This is a genomic window from Nonomuraea sp. NPDC050227 (assembly GCF_044459705.1).
In the GTDB taxonomy this organism is placed as follows: domain Bacteria; phylum Actinomycetota; class Actinomycetes; order Streptosporangiales; family Streptosporangiaceae; genus Nonomuraea.
This window is the reverse complement of the sequence record NZ_JBITJF010000016.1, coordinates 1-16,204: the sequence shown is the minus strand read 5'-3', so window position 1 is coordinate 16,204 and position 16,204 is coordinate 1. Positions and strand designations below refer to the sequence as shown.

Annotated in this window: 21 protein-coding genes; all 21 read right to left on the bottom strand. The window is 66.4% G+C overall.

Annotation, left to right across the window (positions count from 1 at the left end; all coding sequences use genetic code 11):
* Positions 1-42 precede the first annotated feature (42 nt).
* On the bottom strand, positions 43-228 hold the full coding sequence (locus ACIBK9_RS44610) for a type Z 30S ribosomal protein S14 (protein ID WP_020542298.1): 186 nt from the start codon (positions 226-228) through the stop codon (positions 43-45).
* A gap of 4 nt (positions 229-232) precedes the next feature.
* Positions 233-808: a 50S ribosomal protein L5 gene (gene rplE, locus ACIBK9_RS44605; RefSeq protein WP_352327490.1), complete on the bottom strand. Its 576-nt coding sequence runs from the start codon at positions 806-808 to the stop codon at positions 233-235.
* On the bottom strand, positions 808-1,095 hold the full coding sequence (gene rplX / locus ACIBK9_RS44600; protein WP_352327499.1) for a 50S ribosomal protein L24: 288 nt from the start codon (positions 1,093-1,095) through the stop codon (positions 808-810). Before rplX ends, rplE begins: the two co-directional genes overlap by 1 nt.
* Before the next feature lie 8 nt (positions 1,096-1,103).
* Positions 1,104-1,475, bottom strand: a complete 372-nt coding sequence (gene rplN / locus ACIBK9_RS44595) for a 50S ribosomal protein L14 (protein ID WP_090769698.1) — start codon at positions 1,473-1,475, stop codon at positions 1,104-1,106.
* Between the two features lie 191 nt (positions 1,476-1,666).
* A complete protein-coding gene (gene rpsQ / locus ACIBK9_RS44590) occupies positions 1,667-1,960 on the bottom strand; it encodes a 30S ribosomal protein S17 (protein WP_357982781.1) in 294 nt (97 codons plus the stop codon).
* Positions 1,953-2,189, bottom strand: a complete 237-nt coding sequence (gene rpmC / locus ACIBK9_RS44585) for a 50S ribosomal protein L29 (RefSeq protein ID WP_080047279.1) — start codon at positions 2,187-2,189, stop codon at positions 1,953-1,955. Before rpmC ends, rpsQ begins: the two co-directional genes overlap by 8 nt.
* A complete protein-coding gene (rplP, locus tag ACIBK9_RS44580; RefSeq protein WP_125644673.1) occupies positions 2,189-2,608 on the bottom strand; it encodes a 50S ribosomal protein L16 in 420 nt (139 codons plus the stop codon). The genes rpmC and rplP overlap by 1 nt, the downstream gene beginning before the upstream one ends.
* A 2-nt stretch (positions 2,609-2,610) precedes the next feature.
* Complete coding sequence (gene rpsC / locus ACIBK9_RS44575; protein WP_352362898.1) at positions 2,611-3,456, bottom strand: 30S ribosomal protein S3; 846 nt, start codon at positions 3,454-3,456, stop codon at positions 2,611-2,613.
* Positions 3,456-3,809 (bottom strand): 50S ribosomal protein L22, encoded by a 354-nt coding sequence (gene rplV / locus ACIBK9_RS44570; protein ID WP_080043235.1) that lies wholly within the window; start codon positions 3,807-3,809, stop codon positions 3,456-3,458. Before rplV ends, rpsC begins: the two co-directional genes overlap by 1 nt.
* 31 nt (positions 3,810-3,840) lie before the next feature.
* Positions 3,841-4,119, bottom strand: coding sequence for a 30S ribosomal protein S19 (gene rpsS, locus ACIBK9_RS44565; RefSeq protein ID WP_030451498.1), 279 nt, complete (start codon positions 4,117-4,119; stop codon positions 3,841-3,843).
* Between the two features lie 11 nt (positions 4,120-4,130).
* Positions 4,131-4,967, bottom strand: coding sequence for a 50S ribosomal protein L2 (gene rplB, locus ACIBK9_RS44560; RefSeq protein WP_125644676.1), 837 nt, complete (start codon positions 4,965-4,967; stop codon positions 4,131-4,133).
* A 106-nt stretch (positions 4,968-5,073) separates the two neighbouring features.
* Positions 5,074-5,376 carry a 50S ribosomal protein L23 gene (gene rplW / locus ACIBK9_RS44555; RefSeq protein WP_352327250.1) on the bottom strand — a complete coding sequence of 101 codons (303 nt, stop codon included), beginning with the start codon at positions 5,374-5,376 and terminating at the stop codon, positions 5,074-5,076.
* Positions 5,376-6,026: a 50S ribosomal protein L4 gene (gene rplD / locus ACIBK9_RS44550; RefSeq protein WP_352362901.1), complete on the bottom strand. Its 651-nt coding sequence runs from the start codon at positions 6,024-6,026 to the stop codon at positions 5,376-5,378. Before rplD ends, rplW begins: the two co-directional genes overlap by 1 nt.
* Positions 6,023-6,676, bottom strand: a complete 654-nt coding sequence (gene rplC / locus ACIBK9_RS44545) for a 50S ribosomal protein L3 (RefSeq protein ID WP_358282128.1) — start codon at positions 6,674-6,676, stop codon at positions 6,023-6,025. Before rplC ends, rplD begins: the two co-directional genes overlap by 4 nt.
* Positions 6,677-6,690: 14 nt before the next feature.
* Complete coding sequence (gene rpsJ, locus ACIBK9_RS44540; RefSeq protein ID WP_012887830.1) at positions 6,691-6,999, bottom strand: 30S ribosomal protein S10; 309 nt, start codon at positions 6,997-6,999, stop codon at positions 6,691-6,693.
* 253 nt (positions 7,000-7,252) lie between these two features.
* Positions 7,253-8,446 (bottom strand): elongation factor Tu, encoded by a 1,194-nt coding sequence (gene tuf, locus ACIBK9_RS44535; RefSeq protein ID WP_352327252.1) that lies wholly within the window; start codon positions 8,444-8,446, stop codon positions 7,253-7,255.
* Positions 8,447-8,555: 109 nt separating this feature from the next.
* Positions 8,556-10,604, bottom strand: coding sequence for an elongation factor G (fusA, locus tag ACIBK9_RS44530; RefSeq protein ID WP_387669283.1), 2,049 nt, complete (start codon positions 10,602-10,604; stop codon positions 8,556-8,558).
* A gap of 90 nt (positions 10,605-10,694) precedes the next feature.
* On the bottom strand, positions 10,695-11,165 hold the full coding sequence (gene rpsG, locus ACIBK9_RS44525; protein WP_043623423.1) for a 30S ribosomal protein S7: 471 nt from the start codon (positions 11,163-11,165) through the stop codon (positions 10,695-10,697).
* A 2-nt stretch (positions 11,166-11,167) separates the two neighbouring features.
* Complete coding sequence (rpsL, locus tag ACIBK9_RS44520; RefSeq protein ID WP_020542315.1) at positions 11,168-11,542, bottom strand: 30S ribosomal protein S12; 375 nt, start codon at positions 11,540-11,542, stop codon at positions 11,168-11,170.
* Between the two features lie 556 nt (positions 11,543-12,098).
* Complete coding sequence (locus tag ACIBK9_RS44515) at positions 12,099-15,974, bottom strand: DNA-directed RNA polymerase subunit beta' (protein ID WP_357982792.1); 3,876 nt, start codon at positions 15,972-15,974, stop codon at positions 12,099-12,101.
* Between the two features lie 17 nt (positions 15,975-15,991).
* A partial coding sequence (locus tag ACIBK9_RS44510; protein WP_175600297.1) for a hypothetical protein occupies positions 15,992-16,204 on the bottom strand: 213 nt, incomplete at its 5' end.

Below are 16,204 nucleotides of genomic sequence, written 5' to 3'. Positions count from 1 at the left end.
CATGGACTCCGGGGGACGACGCGGAGCCGCCCCCCAGAGTATCTACCAGCTCGACTTGGTGATGCCGGGCAGCTCGCCCCGGTGCGCCATCTCGCGGAAGCACACGCGGCACAGACCGAACTTGCGGTACACCGCGCGCGGACGACCGCAACGCGAGCACCGGGTGTAGGCCCGGACCTCGAACTTCTGCTTGCGCCCCGCCTTGGCGATCAGCGACTTCTTCGCCATTGGATCAGGCCTCCTTGAACGGGAAGCCGAGGAGCTTCAGCAGCGCCCGGCCCTGGTCGTCGTTCGTCGCGGTGGTCACGACCGTGATGTCCATGCCCCGCGGGCGGTCGACCTTGTCCTGGTCGACCTCGTGGAACATGACCTGCTCGGTCAGACCGAACGTGTAGTTGCCGTTGCCGTCGAACTGCTTCGGCGACAGGCCGCGGAAGTCCCGGATACGGGGCAGCGCCAGCGCCAGCAGGCGGTCGAGGAACTCCCACATACGGTCGCCGCGCAGCGTGACGTGCGCGCCGATCGGCATGCCCTCACGCAGCTTGAACTGCGCGATGGACTTGCGCGCCCGGACGACGGCCGGCTTCTGGCCGGTGATCGCGGTGAGGTCGCGTACGGCGCCTTCGATGAGCTTGGAGTCGCGAGCCGCCTCACCGACACCCATGTTGACCTTGATCTTGGTCAGGGCCGGGATCTGCATGACGTTCTCGATGCCGAACTGCTCGCGAAGCTGGGCCGCGATCTCCTCGCGGTACTTCGTCTTGAGTCGCGGCGTCGGGCGCTCGGTCTCAGTGGTCGTGGCGGTCATCAGCTGTCCTCACCCGTCTCCTCGGCCTTGTCGGCCTTCTTGTCGGCGGGCTTCTCGTCCTTGAGCTTCTTCACGTTGGACACGTGGATGGGGCCCTCCATCGTCTGCACGCCGCCGGTCTTGGCGCCACGCGGACCCTGGAGAGACTCCTTGGTGTGCTTCTTGATCATGTTGACGCCCTCGATCACCACGCGGTCCTCGCGCGGGTACGTGGCGATGACGTGACCCTTGGCACCCTTGTCCTTGCCGGCGATGACCTGAACCAGGTCACCCTTCTTCACATGCAGCTTCGGCATTACAGCACCTCCGGGGCGAGCGAGATGATGCGCATGAACTTCTTGTCGCGCAGCTCGCGGCCGACCGGGCCGAAGATACGAGTGCCACGAGGGTCACCGCTGTCCTTGATGATGACGGCGGCGTTCTCGTCGAAGCGGATGTAGGAGCCGTCGGGCCGGCGGCGCTCCTTGACCGTGCGGACGACGACGGCCTTGACCACGTCGCCCTTCTTGACGCCCGTGCTGCCCGGCAGCGCGTCCTTGACAGTGGCGACGATGATGTCGCCGATACCGGCGTAGCGTCGGCCCGAGCCACCGAGAACACGGATGCAAAGGATCTCCTTCGCACCAGTGTTGTCGGCGACCTTGAGCCGCGACTCCTGCTGGATCACTTGAACTCCTGTTAGTCGCGCCGGTTCTCATCTCTGAGCCTGGCGGAACCTGTCGTTGTCTTGTTCCCACGGCCACAGTCCACGAAGGGGCCGCACCGCAGGCGACGCGAGGCCCGGAGGACCTCGCGTCCTTGGACGCCGTCATGGGGGCCCTGAGGCCCCCACGAGGCGCGGTATATCCGAGAAGAGCCTTACTTGGCCTTCTCGAGGATCTCCACGACCCTCCACCGCTTGGTGGCGGAGAGGGGGCGGGTCTCCATGAGCAGCACGCGGTCGCCGACGCCGCAGGCGTTGGCCTCGTCGTGTGCCTTGTACTTGGTCGTACGGCGGATGACCTTGCCGTACAGACGGTGCTTGACGCGGTCCTCGACGGCGACGACGACGGTCTTGTCCATCTTGTCGCTGACGACCAGGCCCTCACGGACCTTGCGGAAGTTCCGCGCGTCGTTCGCCTCGGTGGTTCCGGTGGTCTCGGTCTCAGCCATCGCTCGTCTCCTTCTCGACCGTGACGATGCCGAGCTCACGCTCGCGCATCACGGTGTAGATACGGGCGATCTCGCGGCGGACGGCGCGCAGCCGCCCGTGGCTCTCCAACTGACCGGTCGCTGCCTGGAAGCGGAGGTTGAACAGCTCCTCCTTGGCTTCCTTGAGCTTCTGGACCAGGGTGTCCTGGTCCTCCACTCGCAGCTCGCCGGCGGTCAGGCCCTTAGCCATCACGCCTCACCCACTTCACGCTTAACGATCTTGCACTTCATCGGCAGCTTGTGGATCGCCCTGGTGAGCGCCTCACGCGCGACCGACTCCGCCACGCCGGACAGCTCGAACATCACGCGTCCGGGCTTGACGTTGGCGATCCACCACTCCGGCGAACCCTTACCGGAACCCATGCGGGTCTCGGCCGGCTTCTTGGTGAGCGGACGGTCGGGGTAGATGTTGATCCACACCTTGCCGCCACGGCGGATGTGACGGGTCATGGCGATACGAGCGGACTCGATCTGGCGGTTGGTCACGTAGGAGTGCTCAACAGCCTGAATGCCGAACTCGCCGAACACGACCCTGGTGCCGCCCTTGGCGGCTCCGCTGCGGTCAGGCCGGTGCTGCTTGCGGTGCTTGACCCTGCGCGGGATCAGCATGGTCAGCTCCCTTCAGCACCCGGCTGCGCAGCCGGGCCGGTCTCAGGGGCAGCCTGCGAAGCTGCCTCGGTACGGGGGGCGCGGTCGCCACGGCCGCCGCCACGACGCGGACGGTCACCGCCGCCACGACGCGGACGGTCGCCGCCGCCACCACGACGGTCGTCACGCTCGCGACGCTGGCCGGCACGAGCGCCGGCGGCAGCCGCCTCACGCTCGGCGCGGCTGGTCGGAGCCTCGCCCTTGTAGATCCAGACCTTCACGCCGATGCGGCCGAAGGTGGTACGGGCCTCGTAGAAGCCGTAGTCGATGTCCGCGCGGAGGGTGTGCAGCGGCACGCGACCCTCACGGTAGAACTCCGACCGCGACATCTCGGCGCCGCCCAGACGACCGGCGCACTGGACACGGATGCCCTTGGCGCCGGACTTCATGGCCGACTGCATCGCCTTGCGCATGGCGCGGCGGAACGAGACACGGCTGGACAGCTGCTCGGCGACGCCCTGAGCGACGAGCTGGGCGTCGATCTCCGGGTTCTTGACCTCGAGGATGTTGAGCTGGACCTGCTTCTTGGTCAGCTTCTCGAGGTCACCGCGGATGCGGTCCGCCTCGGCGCCGCGGCGGCCGATCACGATGCCCGGACGCGCGGTGTGGATGTCCACCTGCACACGGTCCGTGGTGCGCTCGATCTCGACCTTGGAGATGCCGGCCCGCTCCATGCCCTTCTGCAGCATGCGGCGGATCGCCACGTCCTCGGCGACGTACGACTTGTACAGCTTGTCGGCGTACCACCGGCTCTTGAAGTCGGTCGTGATGCCGAGGCGGAACCCGTGCGGGTTAACCTTCTGGCCCACTATCGGGTCCTTCCCTTCGGCTCGCGGGATTCCACGATCACGGTGATGTGGCTCGTCCGCTTGTTGATCCGATAGGCGCGACCCTGTGCACGCGGGCGGAACCGCTTCAGCGTCGGGCCCTCGTCGACCCAGGCGCGGCTCACGACGAGCGTGCTGGGGTCGAGGTTGAAGTTGTGCTCGGCGTTCGCCATGGCGCTGCTGAGCACCTTGTAGATCGGCTCGCTCGCCGACTGGGGAGCGAACTGCAGCACGGCCTGCGCCTCCGAAGCGGGCAGCCCGCGAATAAGGTCCACCACGCGGCGGGCCTTGAGGGGCGTGACACGGACGAACCGCGCCTGAGCCCTGGCTTCCATCGCTTACTCCTCTAAATGCTTCTGAAGGCGTCTATCGCCGGCTGCGCCGGTCTTCCTTGACGTGGCTGCGGAACGTCCGCGTGGGGGCGAACTCTCCGAGCTTGTGGCCGATCATCGACTCGGTGACGAACACCGGGACGTGCTTGCGGCCGTCGTGCACGGCGATCGTGTGCCCGAGCATGTCGGGAACGATCATGGAGCGCCGCGACCACGTCTTGATGACGTTCTTGGTGCCCTTCTCGTTCTGGGCGTCCACCTTCTTCTGAAGGTGGTCGTCCACGAAGGGACCCTTCTTAAGGCTACGTGGCATTTCGGCTGCTCCTACCGCTTCTTCCTCTTGCTCCGACGACGGATGATCAGCCGGTCGCTGGACTTGTTGGCCTGGCGGGTGCGGCCCTCGGGCTTGCCCTTGGGGTTCACCGGGTGGCGACCGCCGGACGTCTTGCCCTCACCACCACCGTGCGGGTGGTCAACGGGGTTCATGGCGACACCACGGACGGTCGGGCGCTTGCCCTTCCACCGCATACGGCCGGCCTTGCCCCAGTTGATGTTGGCCTGCTCGGCGTTGCCGACCTGGCCGACCGACGCCCGGCAGCGCACGTCGACCATGCGCATTTCACCGGACGGCATACGCAGGGTGGCGTACTGGCCTTCCTTGGCGAGCAGCTGGATCTGGGCGCCCGCGGAACGACCGAGCTTCGCGCCGCCGCCCGGACGGAGCTCCACCGCGTGGATGAAGGTACCGGTCGGGATGTTGCGCAGCGGCAGGCAGTTGCCCGGCTTGATGTCGGCAGCGGGGCCGTTCTCGATTCGGTCGCCCTGCTTGAGGCCGGTCGGCGCGATGATGTAGCGCTTCTCACCGTCGGCGTAGTGGAGCAGAGCGATGTTGGCGGTGCGGTTGGGGTCGTACTCGATGTGAGCGACCTTCGCCGGGATGCCGTCCTTGTCATGCCTACGGAAGTCGATGATCCGGTAGGCGCGCTTGTGTCCGCCGCCCTGGTGGCGCGCGGTCACCCGGCCGTGTACGTTCCGGCCGCCCTTGCTGTGAAGGGGCGCAAGCAGCGACTTCTCGGGAGTGCTGCGGGTGATCTCGGAGAAGTCCGAGACACTCGACCCGCGGCGACCCGGAGTCGTCGGCTTGTACTTACGGATGCCCATCTTTTTCGTTCATCCTTCGTCGGTTACATGGGCGAGCCCGCCGCACCGAAATGCGACGGTCTCGTCCCTCGCAGACCTTTCGGTCCGCTTCCTATCTATGGCGCTGCTAGCCGATCTGACCGAAGATGTCGATCCGATCGCCCTCGACCAGGCTCACGATCGCGCGCTTGGTGTCGGGACGCTTGCCGAAACCGGTGCGGGTGCGCTTGCGCTTGCCCGTCCGGTTGATGGTGTTCACGCTGGTGACCTTGACCCCGAAGATCTGCTCAACGGCGATCTTGACCTGGGTCTTGTTCGCGGTCTTCTTCACCAGGAACGTGTACTTGTTGTTCTCATCGATCAGGCCGTAGCTCTTCTCAGAGACGACCGGCTTGATGATGATGTCGCGCGGGTCGGCGATCTTCTCCATCAGGCGTCTTCCTTCCCGCCCTGGCTCAGCCGCGCGACGACCTGGTCGTACGCCTCCTGGGTGAAGACCACGTCGTCGTGCACGAGCACGTCGTAGGTGTTGAGCTGCCCGGCGTCCAGCAGGTGGACCTCGGGAGCGTTACGCAGGCTCATCCAGGTCAGCTCGTCGGCCTCGTCGACGACGACGAGCACGCGGGGAGCCTGAGTGATCTTGCGCAGGGCGTCCAGGGCAGCCTTGGTCTTGGGGGTCTCCCCCGTCACCAGCGTGCTGACCACGTGGACGCGACCGCCACCGGCCCTGTCGGACAGGGCGCCGCGGAGCGCGGCGGCCTTCATCTTCTTGGGCGTGCGCTGCGAGTAGTCACGCGGCACGGGCCCGTGGACGGTGCCACCGCCGGTGAACTGCGGCGCGCGGGTCGAGCCCTGACGGGCGCGGCCGGTGCCCTTCTGGCGGTACGGCTTCTTGCCGCCACCGCTGACCTCGCCACGGGTCTTGGCCTTGTGGGTGCCCTGCCGGCGAGCGGCGAGCTGGGCCACGACCACCTGGTGGATCAGCGGAACGTTGACCGTCGTGCCGAAGACGTCTTCGGGCAGTTCGACGGTGCCGGCCTTGGCGCCGCTGGCGTCGAGGACGTCAATAGTGGTGCTCACTTGGCAGCCCCCTTCTTGGCAGCGGTGCGGACGAGGACCAGGCTGCCGTTCGCGCCGGGGATCGCACCCTTGATCAGGATGAGACCGTTCTCGGCGTCGACGGAGTGAACCTTGAGGCTCTGCACAGTGGTGCGGACGTTACCCATCCGACCGGCCATGCGCAGGCCCTTGAATACGCGGCCCGGGGTGGCGCAGCCACCGATGGAACCCGGCGAGCGGTGCTTGCGCTGCGTACCGTGCGACGCGCCCAGACCACCGAAGCCGTGCCGCTTCATGACACCGGCGAAGCCCTTGCCCTTGCTCTTGCCCGTCACGTCGACGAACTGGCCGGCCTCGAAGGTGTCGGCCAGCAGCTCCTGGCCCAGGGTGTAGTCGCTCGCGTCGTCGGTGCGGATCTCCGCGAAGTAACGGCGCGGGGTGATGTCGTGCTTACGCAGGTAGTCGCCGAGCGGCTTGTTGACCTTCCGGGGGTCGACCTGCCCGAAGCCGAGCTGAACGGCGGAGTAGCCGTCCTTGTCTGCGGTGCGGACCCGGGTCACCACGCACGGACCGGCCTCGACCACGGTCACCGGAACCATCCGGTTGTCCGCGTCGAAGACCTGGGTCATGCCGAGCTTCTTGCCCAGGACGCCCTTGATCGTCTTAGCCATGTCAGTGCGTTCCCTCAGAGCTTGATCGAAATGTCGACACCCGCGGGGAGGTCGAGCCGCATGAGCGAGTCAACCGTCTTGGGGGTCGGGTCGATGATGTCAATCAGCCGCTTGTGCGTGCGCATCTCGAAGTGCTCGCGGCTGTCCTTGTACTTGTGCGGCGAGCGGATGACGCAGTACACGTTCTTCTCGGTCGGCAGCGGCACCGGGCCCGCGACCTTCGCGCCAGTCCGCGTCACCGTCTCGACGATCTTCTTGGCCGAGCTGTCGATGACCTCGTGGTCATAGGCCTTAAGCCGGATGCGGATCTTCTGTCCCGCCATAGTGGCCTCGGTGTCCTTCGCTGTCGTCTGAAAAAGTATCGTGCGGCCTTGTGCCGCTGTGTTGCTGCAGGTCTGACCCTGCGTGACCCCACGAGACAGACACTGTTGATCTGTCTTTTCTTCCGTGATCCGGCAGTTACTTCGGTCACTATGGCCGAAGCGACTGCTGGATCACGGCGCTTTACGCGAGGCCCTTGACGCGGTACGGCGGTCGGCCCTGAATGTGGGGCCGACCGCCGCCCCGACGGTCGAGCTACTTGATGATCTTCACAACCCGGCCGGCGCCGACGGTGCGGCCACCCTCACGGATCGCGAACTTGAGGCCTTCCTCCATGGCGATGGGCTGGATCAGCTCAACGCGCATCTCGGTGTTGTCGCCCGGCATGACCATCTCGGTGCCCTCGGGGAGGTTCACCACGCCGGTCACGTCAGTCGTACGGAAGTAGAACTGCGGGCGGTAGTTGTTGAAGAACGGCGTGTGGCGGCCGCCCTCGTCCTTGGACAGGATGTAGACCTGGCCGGTGAACTCGGTGTGCGGGGTCGTCGTGCCCGGCTTGATGATGCACTGGCCGCGCTCGACGTCGTCGCGCTTGATGCCGCGGAGCAGCAGGGCGGCGTTGTCGCCCGCGTGACCCTCGTCGAGCATCTTGTTGAACATCTCGATGCTGGTGACGGTGGTCGTCGTCTTCTCCGGCTTGATGCCGATGATGTCGACCTGCTCGTTGACCTTGACGATGCCGCGCTCGATACGACCGGTGACGACGGTGCCGCGACCGGTGATCGAGAAGACGTCCTCGACGGGCATGAGGAACGGCTTCTCCGTGTCACGGGGAGGCTCGGGGACGTTCTCGTCCACCGCGTTCATCAGCTCGATGATGCTGTCGGCCCACTTCTCGTCACCCTCGAGAGCCTTGAGGGCGGAGACGCGGACGACGGGCAGGTCGTCGCCGGGGAACTCCTGCGCGGACAGGAGCTCACGGACCTCCAGCTCGACGAGCTCGAGGATCTCCTCGTCGTCGACCATGTCGGCCTTGTTCAGCGCCACGACGATGTAGGGGACGCCGACCTGGCGGGCCAGGAGGACGTGCTCCTTCGTCTGCGGCATCGGGCCGTCGGTGGCGGCGACCACGAGGATCGCGCCGTCCATCTGAGCGGCACCGGTGATCATGTTCTTCACGTAGTCGGCGTGACCGGGGCAGTCAACGTGAGCGTAGTGACGCTTCTCGGTCTGGTACTCGACGTGCGCGATGGAGATCGTAATACCGCGAGCCTTCTCCTCGGGCGCCTTGTCGATCTTGTCGAACGGGGTCGCCTTGTTGAGCTCGGGGAAACGGTCGTGAAGCACCTTGGTGATCGCCGCGGTCAGCGTGGTCTTGCCGTGGTCGATGTGTCCAATGGTGCCGATGTTCATGTGCGGCTTAGTCCGCTCGAACTTGGCCTTGCCCACTGGTTCTCTCCTTGAGAATCTGACTGACTTGTCTACACACTCGGGCCCGGGAGATCCCAGACCCCTAGGCGGCGGGGTGGCTCACACCACCCCGCCAGGGACCGGGAAGTTATTCGCCCCGGGCCTTCGCGACGATCTCCTTGGCGATGCCCGGAGGCACCTCCGCGTAGGAGTCGAACTGCATGCTGTAGCTCGCGCGCCCCTGCGTCTTGCTACGCAGGTCACCCACGTAGCCGAACATCTCAGACAGCGGCACGAGCGCCTGGACGACACGGGCGCCGGCCCGCTCGTCCATCGCCTGGATCTGCCCGCGGCGACCGTTGAGGTCACCGATGACGTCACCCATGTAGTCCTCGGGCGTGGTGACCTCGACGGCCATCATCGGCTCGAGAAGAACGGCGTCCGCCTTGCGCGCGGCCTCCTTGAAGGCCATCGAGCCGGCGATCTTGAACGCCATTTCCGAGGAGTCGACGTCGTGGGCGGCACCGTCGGTCAGCGTAACCTTCACGCCCACCATCGGGTAACCGGCCAGCACGCCGAACTCGGCGGCCTCCTGGGCGCCGGCGTCGACCGAGGGGATGTACTCCCTCGGGACGCGGCCACCGGAGACCTTGTTCTGGAACTCGTAACCGTCGTTGCCCTCGCCCAGCGGCTCCAGGTCGATGATCACCCGCGCGAACTGACCGGAACCACCGGTCTGCTTCTTGTGGGTGTAGTCGACCTTCTCCACCTTGCGGCGGATGGTCTCGCGGTAGGCCACCTGCGGGCGGCCCACGTTGGCCTCGACCTTGAACTCGCGACGCATACGGTCGACGAGGATCTCCAGGTGAAGCTCGCCCATGCCCCAGATGACCGTCTGGCCGGTCTCCTCGTCACGACGGACCTGGAAGGACGGGTCCTCCTCGGCCAGCCGCTGGATGGCGGTGGACAGCTTCTCCTGGTCGCCCTTGGTCTTGGGCTCGATGGCGACGTTGATGACCGGAGCCGGGAACGTCATCGACTCGAGCACGACCGGGTTGGCCGGGTCGGCAAGGGTGTCGCCGGTCGTGGTGTCCTTCAGACCCATGACGGCGACGATCTGACCGGCGATCGCCTGCGGGCGCTCTTCGCGCTTGTTGGCGTGCATCTGGTAGATCTTGCCGATCCGCTCCTTCTTGCCCTTCACCGAGTTCACGACCTGCGAACCGGTGTCGAGGGTGCCGGAGTAGATGCGGATGTAGGTGAGCTTGCCCAGGTGCGGGTCGCTGGCGATCTTGAAGGCCAGCGCGGAGAACGGCTCGGCCGGGTCCGCGTGACGCTCGATCACCTTCTCCTCGTTGCCGACCGCGTAACCCTTGAACGCCGGGATGTCGGTCGGGGCGGGGAGGTAGGCGACGATCGCGTCGAGCAGGGGCTGAACGCCCTTGTTCTTGAACGCGGTGCCGCACAGCACCGGGTTGATGGCGCTGCTCAGCGTGGCGCGGCGGATGGCCGCGACCAGCTGCTCCTCGGTGGGCTCGGTGCCCTCCAGGAAGAGCTCCATCAGCTCGTCGTCGTTCTCGGCGACCGTCTCGATGAGGCGGTCACGCCACTCGCGGGCGGCGTCGGCGTGGTCGGCCGGGATGTCGACGGTGTCGTACATCTCGCCCTTGGCCGCGTCGGCGCTCCAGATGAGCCCCTTCATCTTGATGAGGTCGATGACGCCCTTGAAGTCGGCCTCGACACCCCACGGAAGCTGGATCACAGCGGGGGTCGCGCCCAGGCGGCTGACCATCATCTCGACGCAGCGGTGGAACTCCGCGCCGACACGGTCCATCTTGTTCACGAAGCAGATGCGCGGGACCTCGTACCGGTCAGCCTGCCGCCACACCGTCTCCGACTGCGGCTCGACACCGGCGACACCGTCGAACACGGCGACGGCACCGTCGAGGACGCGGAGCGAGCGCTCCACTTCGATGGTGAAGTCGACGTGACCCGGAGTGTCGATGATGTTGATGGTGTGACCGATCCACTCACAGGTCGTCGCGGCAGACGTGATCGTGATGCCGCGCTCCTGCTCCTGCTCCATCCAGTCCATGGTGGCAGCGCCCTCATGGACTTCACCGATCTTGTAGTTGATACCGGTGTAGAACAGGATGCGCTCGGTCGTGGTGGTCTTGCCCGCGTCGATGTGGGCCATGATCCCGATGTTGCGGACCTTGGCCAGGTCAAGAGCGGTCGTAGCGGCCACTTTAACTCGCGTCCTCGTCGTCTCGTCGAACCCGCCGGGTTACCAGCGGTAGTGGGCGAAGGCCTTGTTGGACTCGGCCATCTTGTGGGTGTCCTCGCGCTTCTTGACACTCGCCCCGAGGCCGTTGCTGGCGTCGAGGAGCTCGTTCATGAGGCGCTCGGTCATGGTCTTCTCGCGGCGGGCGCGGGAGTACTGCACCAGCCAGCGCAGGGCCAGGGTGGTGCTGCGCGCGGCGCGCACCTCGACCGGCACCTGGTAGGTCGCGCCACCGACACGACGGCTGCGGACCTCGAGGGTGGGCTTGACGTTGTCAAGCGCGCGCTTGAGGGTGACGACCGGGTCGTTGCCCGTCTTCTCCCTGCAGCCTTCGAGGGCGCCGTAGACGATCGACTGCGCGATGGAGCGCTTGCCGTCAAGGAGCACCTTGTTGATCAGGGCGGTCACCAGCGGCGAGCTGTAAACCGGGTCAGACATGAGCTGACGACGGCCAGGAGAACCCTTACGAGGCATTGTTAGCTCTTCTCCTTCTTCGCGCCGTAGCGGCTGCGGGCCTGCTTGCGGTTGCGGACACCCTGGGTGTCGAGCGAACCGCGGATGATCTTGTAGCGAACACCAGGCAGGTCCTTCACACGACCGCCACGCACGAGCACGATGGAGTGCTCCTGCAGGTTGTGGCCCACACCGGGGATGTAAGCCGTGACCTCGATGCCGTTCGTGAGCCGAACGCGGGCCACCTTGCGCAGTGCCGAGTTGGGCTTCTTCGGGGTCGTGGTGTAAACGCGCTGGCACACACCGCGCCGCTGCGGACTCCCCTTGAGGGCAGGAGTCTTGGTCTTGGAGACCTTGTCCTGCCGGCCCTTGCGGACCAACTGCTGAATAGTGGGCACTGCCACTCCGTTTCGTGCCTTGGCCGGTGTTACGTCATTGGGTCTTGCATTTCGCAGGTTCTGCCGGTGTCATGACCTGCTGGTTTTCCTCGTCCCGGTGCCCCCGCGGTCGGGCGTGTCGCGCTATTCACACAGACACAGCCACGGAGACTTGCGAGCCTGAGAGTCCAGCCGACGCTCTCCCTATGGATATGAGCGCACAGCCGAAAGCCCGCTAGAGACGGGCACGATGCTCAAGACTACCCAGGCCCAGCCGACACGTCAAAACGGCACGGCAACGCCTGTCGGCCTCGCCGCTCCGTGCCACCGGGGCCTGTCTCATCCAGCCCATCCGAAGCGCCGCGGCAATGATACCGGGCCTGGGGACCGACGTGTGCCGATTCGCCGGGGAGCCCCCCAACCGGCCCACAGACCGTCAGGCTGGCGGACCGTCTCCCCCGGGCCCGCCCCACCCCCACAGGGCGTCTGGGAGCGTCTACGGCAGCGCATACGGCCGGAAAAGCGCCGCGCCCGGGCCTCTTCGGAGAGAGACCCGGGCGCGGCGCCTGCGAAACTGCTAGCGGTTGTACTGACCGAAGTCGTACTCCTCCAGCGGGACGGCCTCGCCGCTGCCCGTGCCGAAGGTGTAGTCGGCCGCGGAACCGTCGTAACCGCCGACGGTGTACATGGCGGCCTTGGCCTCCTCGGTCGGCTCGACCCGGATGTTGCGGTACTGGGGCATGCCCGTACCGGCCGGGATGAGCTTACCGATGATGACGTTCTCCTTCAGGCCCAGGAGCGAGTCGGACTTGGCGTGGATCGCCGCGTCCGTCAGGACCCTGGTCGTCTCCTGGAAGGAGGCCGCCGACAGCCACGACTCGGTGGCCAGCGACGCCTTTGTGATGCCCATGAGCACCGGACGGCCCGCGGCCGGCGAGCCGCTCTCGGCCACCGTCTCGCGGTTCATCTGCTCGAAGCGCGGACGCTCCACCAGCTCACCGGGCAGCAGGTCGGTGTCACCGGACTCCAGCACGTTCACGCGCTTGAGCATCTGCCGCACGATGATCTCGATGTGCTTGTCGTGGATCGACACACCCTGCGACCGGTAGACCTGCTGGACCTCGGCCACCAGGTGCAGCTGCACGGCCCGCGGGCCGAGGATGCGCAGCACCTCGTTGGGGTTGACCGCACCCGCGATCAGCTGCTGGCCGACCGTCACGCGCTGACCGTCCTGGACGAGCAGGCGCGAACGCATCGAGACCGGGTAGGCGATCTCCTCCGACCCGTCGTCGGGGGTGATGACGATCTTCCTGGTCTTGTCGGTCTCGTCGATCCGGGCCCGGCCCTCGGCCTCGGAGATCGGGGCGACACCCTTGGGGATGCGCGCCTCGAACAGCTCCGTGACACGGGGCAGACCGTGGGTGATGTCGGCGCCGGCCACACCACCGGTGTGGAACGTACGCATCGTCAGCTGCGTGCCGGGCTCACCGATCGACTGGGCGGCGATGATGCCGACCGCCTCGCCGACGTCCACGAGCTTGCCGGTGGCCAGCGAGCGGCCGTAGCAGGTCGCGCAGACACCGATCTTGGCCTCGCAGACGAGCGCGCTGCGGGTGCGGACGGTCTCGACGCCGGCCTCGACCAGCTTCGTCACGTGGATGTCGTTGATGTCGACACCCGCCGGGACGATGACCTTGCCGTCGACCTCGACGTCCTCGGCCATGATGCGGCCGTGCACGTTGGACTCGGCGTTCTCCGCCTTGACCAGGTTGCCCGACGCGTCACGCTCGCCGACGTGCAGCGGGACCGCGCGGTCGGTGCCGCAGTCGATCTCACGCACGATGACGTCCTGGGCGACGTCCACCAGACGACGGGTCAGGTAACCCGAGTCGGCGGTCCGCAGGGCGGTGTCGGCCAGACCCTTTCGCTGACCGTGGGTGGAGATGAAGTACTCCAGCACCGACAGGCCCTCGCGGAAGGAGGCCTTGATCGGCCGCGGGATCGTCTCACCCTTGGTGTTGGACACCAGGCCACGGATACCGGCGATCTGCCGGACCTGCATCTTGTTACCACGGGCGCCCGAGTTGACCATCATCCAGACCGGGTTGGTCGCCGGGAAGGCGTTGACCATGTCGGTCTCGACGTCGGCCGTGGCGTGGGTCCAGATCTCGATGAGCTCCTGACGGCGCTCCTCGTCGGTGATCAGACCCCGCTCGTACTCGCGCTGGACCTTGTCGGCCCGGCGCTCGTAGTTCTCCATGATGTCGGTCTTGTTCGGCGGCGCGACGACGTCCTCGATCGAGATCGTGACGCCGGAGCGGGTCGCCCAGCGGAAGCCCGCGTCCTTGAGCGCGTCGAGCGAGTTGGCGACCTCGACCTTGGGGTAGGTGTCGGCCAGCTCGTTCACGATCGTGGACAGCTGCTTCTTGCCCACCTGGAAGTTGACGAACGGGTAGCTCTCGGGGAGCGTCTGGTTGAACAGGCACCGCCCGAACGTCGTCTCCAGCCGGATCGGGTCACCCTGCTCCCAGCCCTCCGGCGCGACCCAGTCACGCGGCGGCAGGACGTCCTTGACCCGGATCTGGATCTTCGCCTGGATCTCCAGCTCGCGGCGGTCGAAGGCCATCTGCGCCTCGGCGATCGAGCCGAACACGCGGCCCTCGCCGGTTGCGCCTTCCTTCTGGGTGGTCAGCCAGTAGAGGCCGATGACCATGTCCTGGGTGGGCATCGTCACGGGCTTGCCGTCGGCCGGCTTGAGGATGTTGTTGGTCGAGAGCATCAGGATGCGTGCCTCGGCCTGGGCCTCAGCCGACAGCGGCAGGTGCACGGCCATCTGGTCGCCGTCGAAGTCCGCGTTGAAGGCGGTGCAGACGAGCGGGTGGATCTGGATGGCCTTGCCCTCGACCAGCTGCGGCTCGAACGCCTGGATGCCCAGACGGTGGAGCGTCGGAGCGCGGTTGAGCAGCACCGGGTGCTCGGTGATGACCTCTTCGAGCACGTCCCACACGACGGGGCGGGCGCGCTCGACCATCCGCTTGGCCGACTTGATGTTCTGCGCGTGGTTGAGGTCCACGAGCCGCTTCATCACGAACGGCTTGAACAGCTCCAGCGCCATCTGCTTGGGCAGACCGCACTGGTGCAGCTTGAGCTGCGGGCCGACGACGATGACCGAACGGCCGGAGTAGTCGACTCGCTTGCCCAGCAGGTTCTGGCGGAAACGACCCTGCTTGCCCTTCAGCATGTCGCTGAGGGACTTCAGCGGCCGGTTGCCGGGGCCGGTCACCGGGCGACCGCGACGGCCGTTGTCGAACAGCGCGTCGACGGCCTCCTGGAGCATCCGCTTCTCGTTGTTCACGATGATCTCGGGGGCGCCGAGGTCGAGCAGACGCTTGAGGCGGTTGTTCCGGTTGATGACCCGGCGGTACAGGTCGTTGAGGTCGGAGGTCGCGAACCGGCCACCGTCGAGCTGCACCATCGGGCGCAGGTCCGGCGGGATGACCGGGATGCAGTCGAGCACCATGCCGCGCGGCGAGTTGGTCGTGTTCAGGAACGCCGACACGACCTTGAGCCGCTTGAGGGCGCGGGCCTTCTTCTGGCCCTTGCCGCTGCGGATGGTCTCGCGCAGGTTCTCGGCCTCGGCGTCGAGGTCGAAGCTGATCAGGCGGTCCTGGATCGCCTGCGCGCCCATGCCGCCCTTGAAGTAGCGGCCGAAGCGGTCGCGCATCTCGCGGTAGAGCAGCTCGTCGCCCTCAAGGTCCTGGACCTTGAGGTTCTTGAAGCGGCTCCAGACCTCGTCGAGCCGGTCCAGCTCGCGCTGGGCACGGTCGCGGAGCTGGCGCATCTCGCGCTCGGCGCCCTCGCGGACCTTGCGCCGCTGGTCGCCCTTGGCACCGGCGGCCTCCAGCTCGGCCAGGTCGGACTCGAGCTTCTTCTGCCTGGACTCGACGTCGGCGTCACGGCGCTGCTCGATGTGCTGCCGCTCGACGGAGATCTTCGCCTCCAGCGAGGGCAGGTCACGCTCACGCATGTCGGTGTCGACGTGCGTGATCATGTAGGCCGCGAAGTAGATGACCTTCTCCAGGTCCTTCGGGGCCAGGTCGAGCAGGTAGCCGAGGCGCGACGGCACGCCCTTGAAGTACCAGATGTGCGTGACGGGCGCGGCCAGCTCGATGTGGCCCATCCGCTCACGACGCACCTTGGCCCGGGTCACCTCGACGCCGCAGCGCTCACAGATGATGCCCTTGAACCGGACGCGCTTGTACTTGCCGCAGTAGCACTCCCAGTCGCGGGTCGGACCGAAGATCTTCTCGCAGAAGAGTCCGTCCTTTTCCGGCTTGAGAGTCCGGTAGTTGATGGTCTCGGGCTTCTTGACCTCGCCGTGCGACCACTGACGGATGTCGTCGGCGGTCGCAAGACCGATCCTGAGCTCGTCGAAGAAGTTGACGTCTAGCATTGTGTGCGATCTCCCCCTCAGACTTCTTCCACGCTGCTCGGCTCACGCCGGGACAGATCGATACCGAGTTCCTCCGCCGCGCGGAAGACGTCCTCGTCGGTGTCGCGCATCTCGATGGACATGCCGTCGCTGGAGAGCACCTCGACGTTGAGGCACAGCGACTGCATTTCCTTGATGAGGACCTTGAAGGACTCCGGAATGCCCGGCTCGGGGATGTTCTCGCCCTTGAC

Coding starts and splice junctions, on each gene's coding strand:
- ACIBK9_RS44610 (WP_020542298.1), bottom strand. CDS start 228: ATGGCGAAGAAGTCGCTGATCGCCAAGGCGGGGCGCAAGCAGAAGTTC.
- rplE (WP_352327490.1), bottom strand. CDS start 808: ATGACCGCCACGACCACTGAGACCGAGCGCCCGACGCCGCGACTCAAG.
- rpsQ (WP_357982781.1), bottom strand. CDS start 1,960: ATGGCTGAGACCGAGACCACCGGAACCACCGAGGCGAACGACGCGCGG.
- rpmC (WP_080047279.1), bottom strand. CDS start 2,189: ATGGCTAAGGGCCTGACCGCCGGCGAGCTGCGAGTGGAGGACCAGGAC.
- rplP (WP_125644673.1), bottom strand. CDS start 2,608: ATGCTGATCCCGCGCAGGGTCAAGCACCGCAAGCAGCACCGGCCTGAC.
- rplV (WP_080043235.1), bottom strand. CDS start 3,809: ATGGAAGCCAGGGCTCAGGCGCGGTTCGTCCGTGTCACGCCCCTCAAG.
- rpsS (WP_030451498.1), bottom strand. CDS start 4,119: ATGCCACGTAGCCTTAAGAAGGGTCCCTTCGTGGACGACCACCTTCAG.
- rplB (WP_125644676.1), bottom strand. CDS start 4,967: ATGGGCATCCGTAAGTACAAGCCGACGACTCCGGGTCGCCGCGGGTCG.
- rplW (WP_352327250.1), bottom strand. CDS start 5,376: ATGGAGAAGATCGCCGACCCGCGCGACATCATCATCAAGCCGGTCGTC.
- rplC (WP_358282128.1), bottom strand. CDS start 6,676: ATGGCTAAGACGATCAAGGGCGTCCTGGGCAAGAAGCTCGGCATGACC.
- rpsJ (WP_012887830.1), bottom strand. CDS start 6,999: ATGGCGGGACAGAAGATCCGCATCCGGCTTAAGGCCTATGACCACGAG.
- fusA (WP_387669283.1), bottom strand. CDS start 10,604: ATGGCCCACATCGACGCGGGCAAGACCACCACGACCGAGCGCATCCTG.
- rpsG (WP_043623423.1), bottom strand. CDS start 11,165: ATGCCTCGTAAGGGTTCTCCTGGCCGTCGTCAGCTCATGTCTGACCCG.
- ACIBK9_RS44515 (WP_357982792.1), bottom strand. CDS start 15,974: ATGCTAGACGTCAACTTCTTCGACGAGCTCAGGATCGGTCTTGCGACC.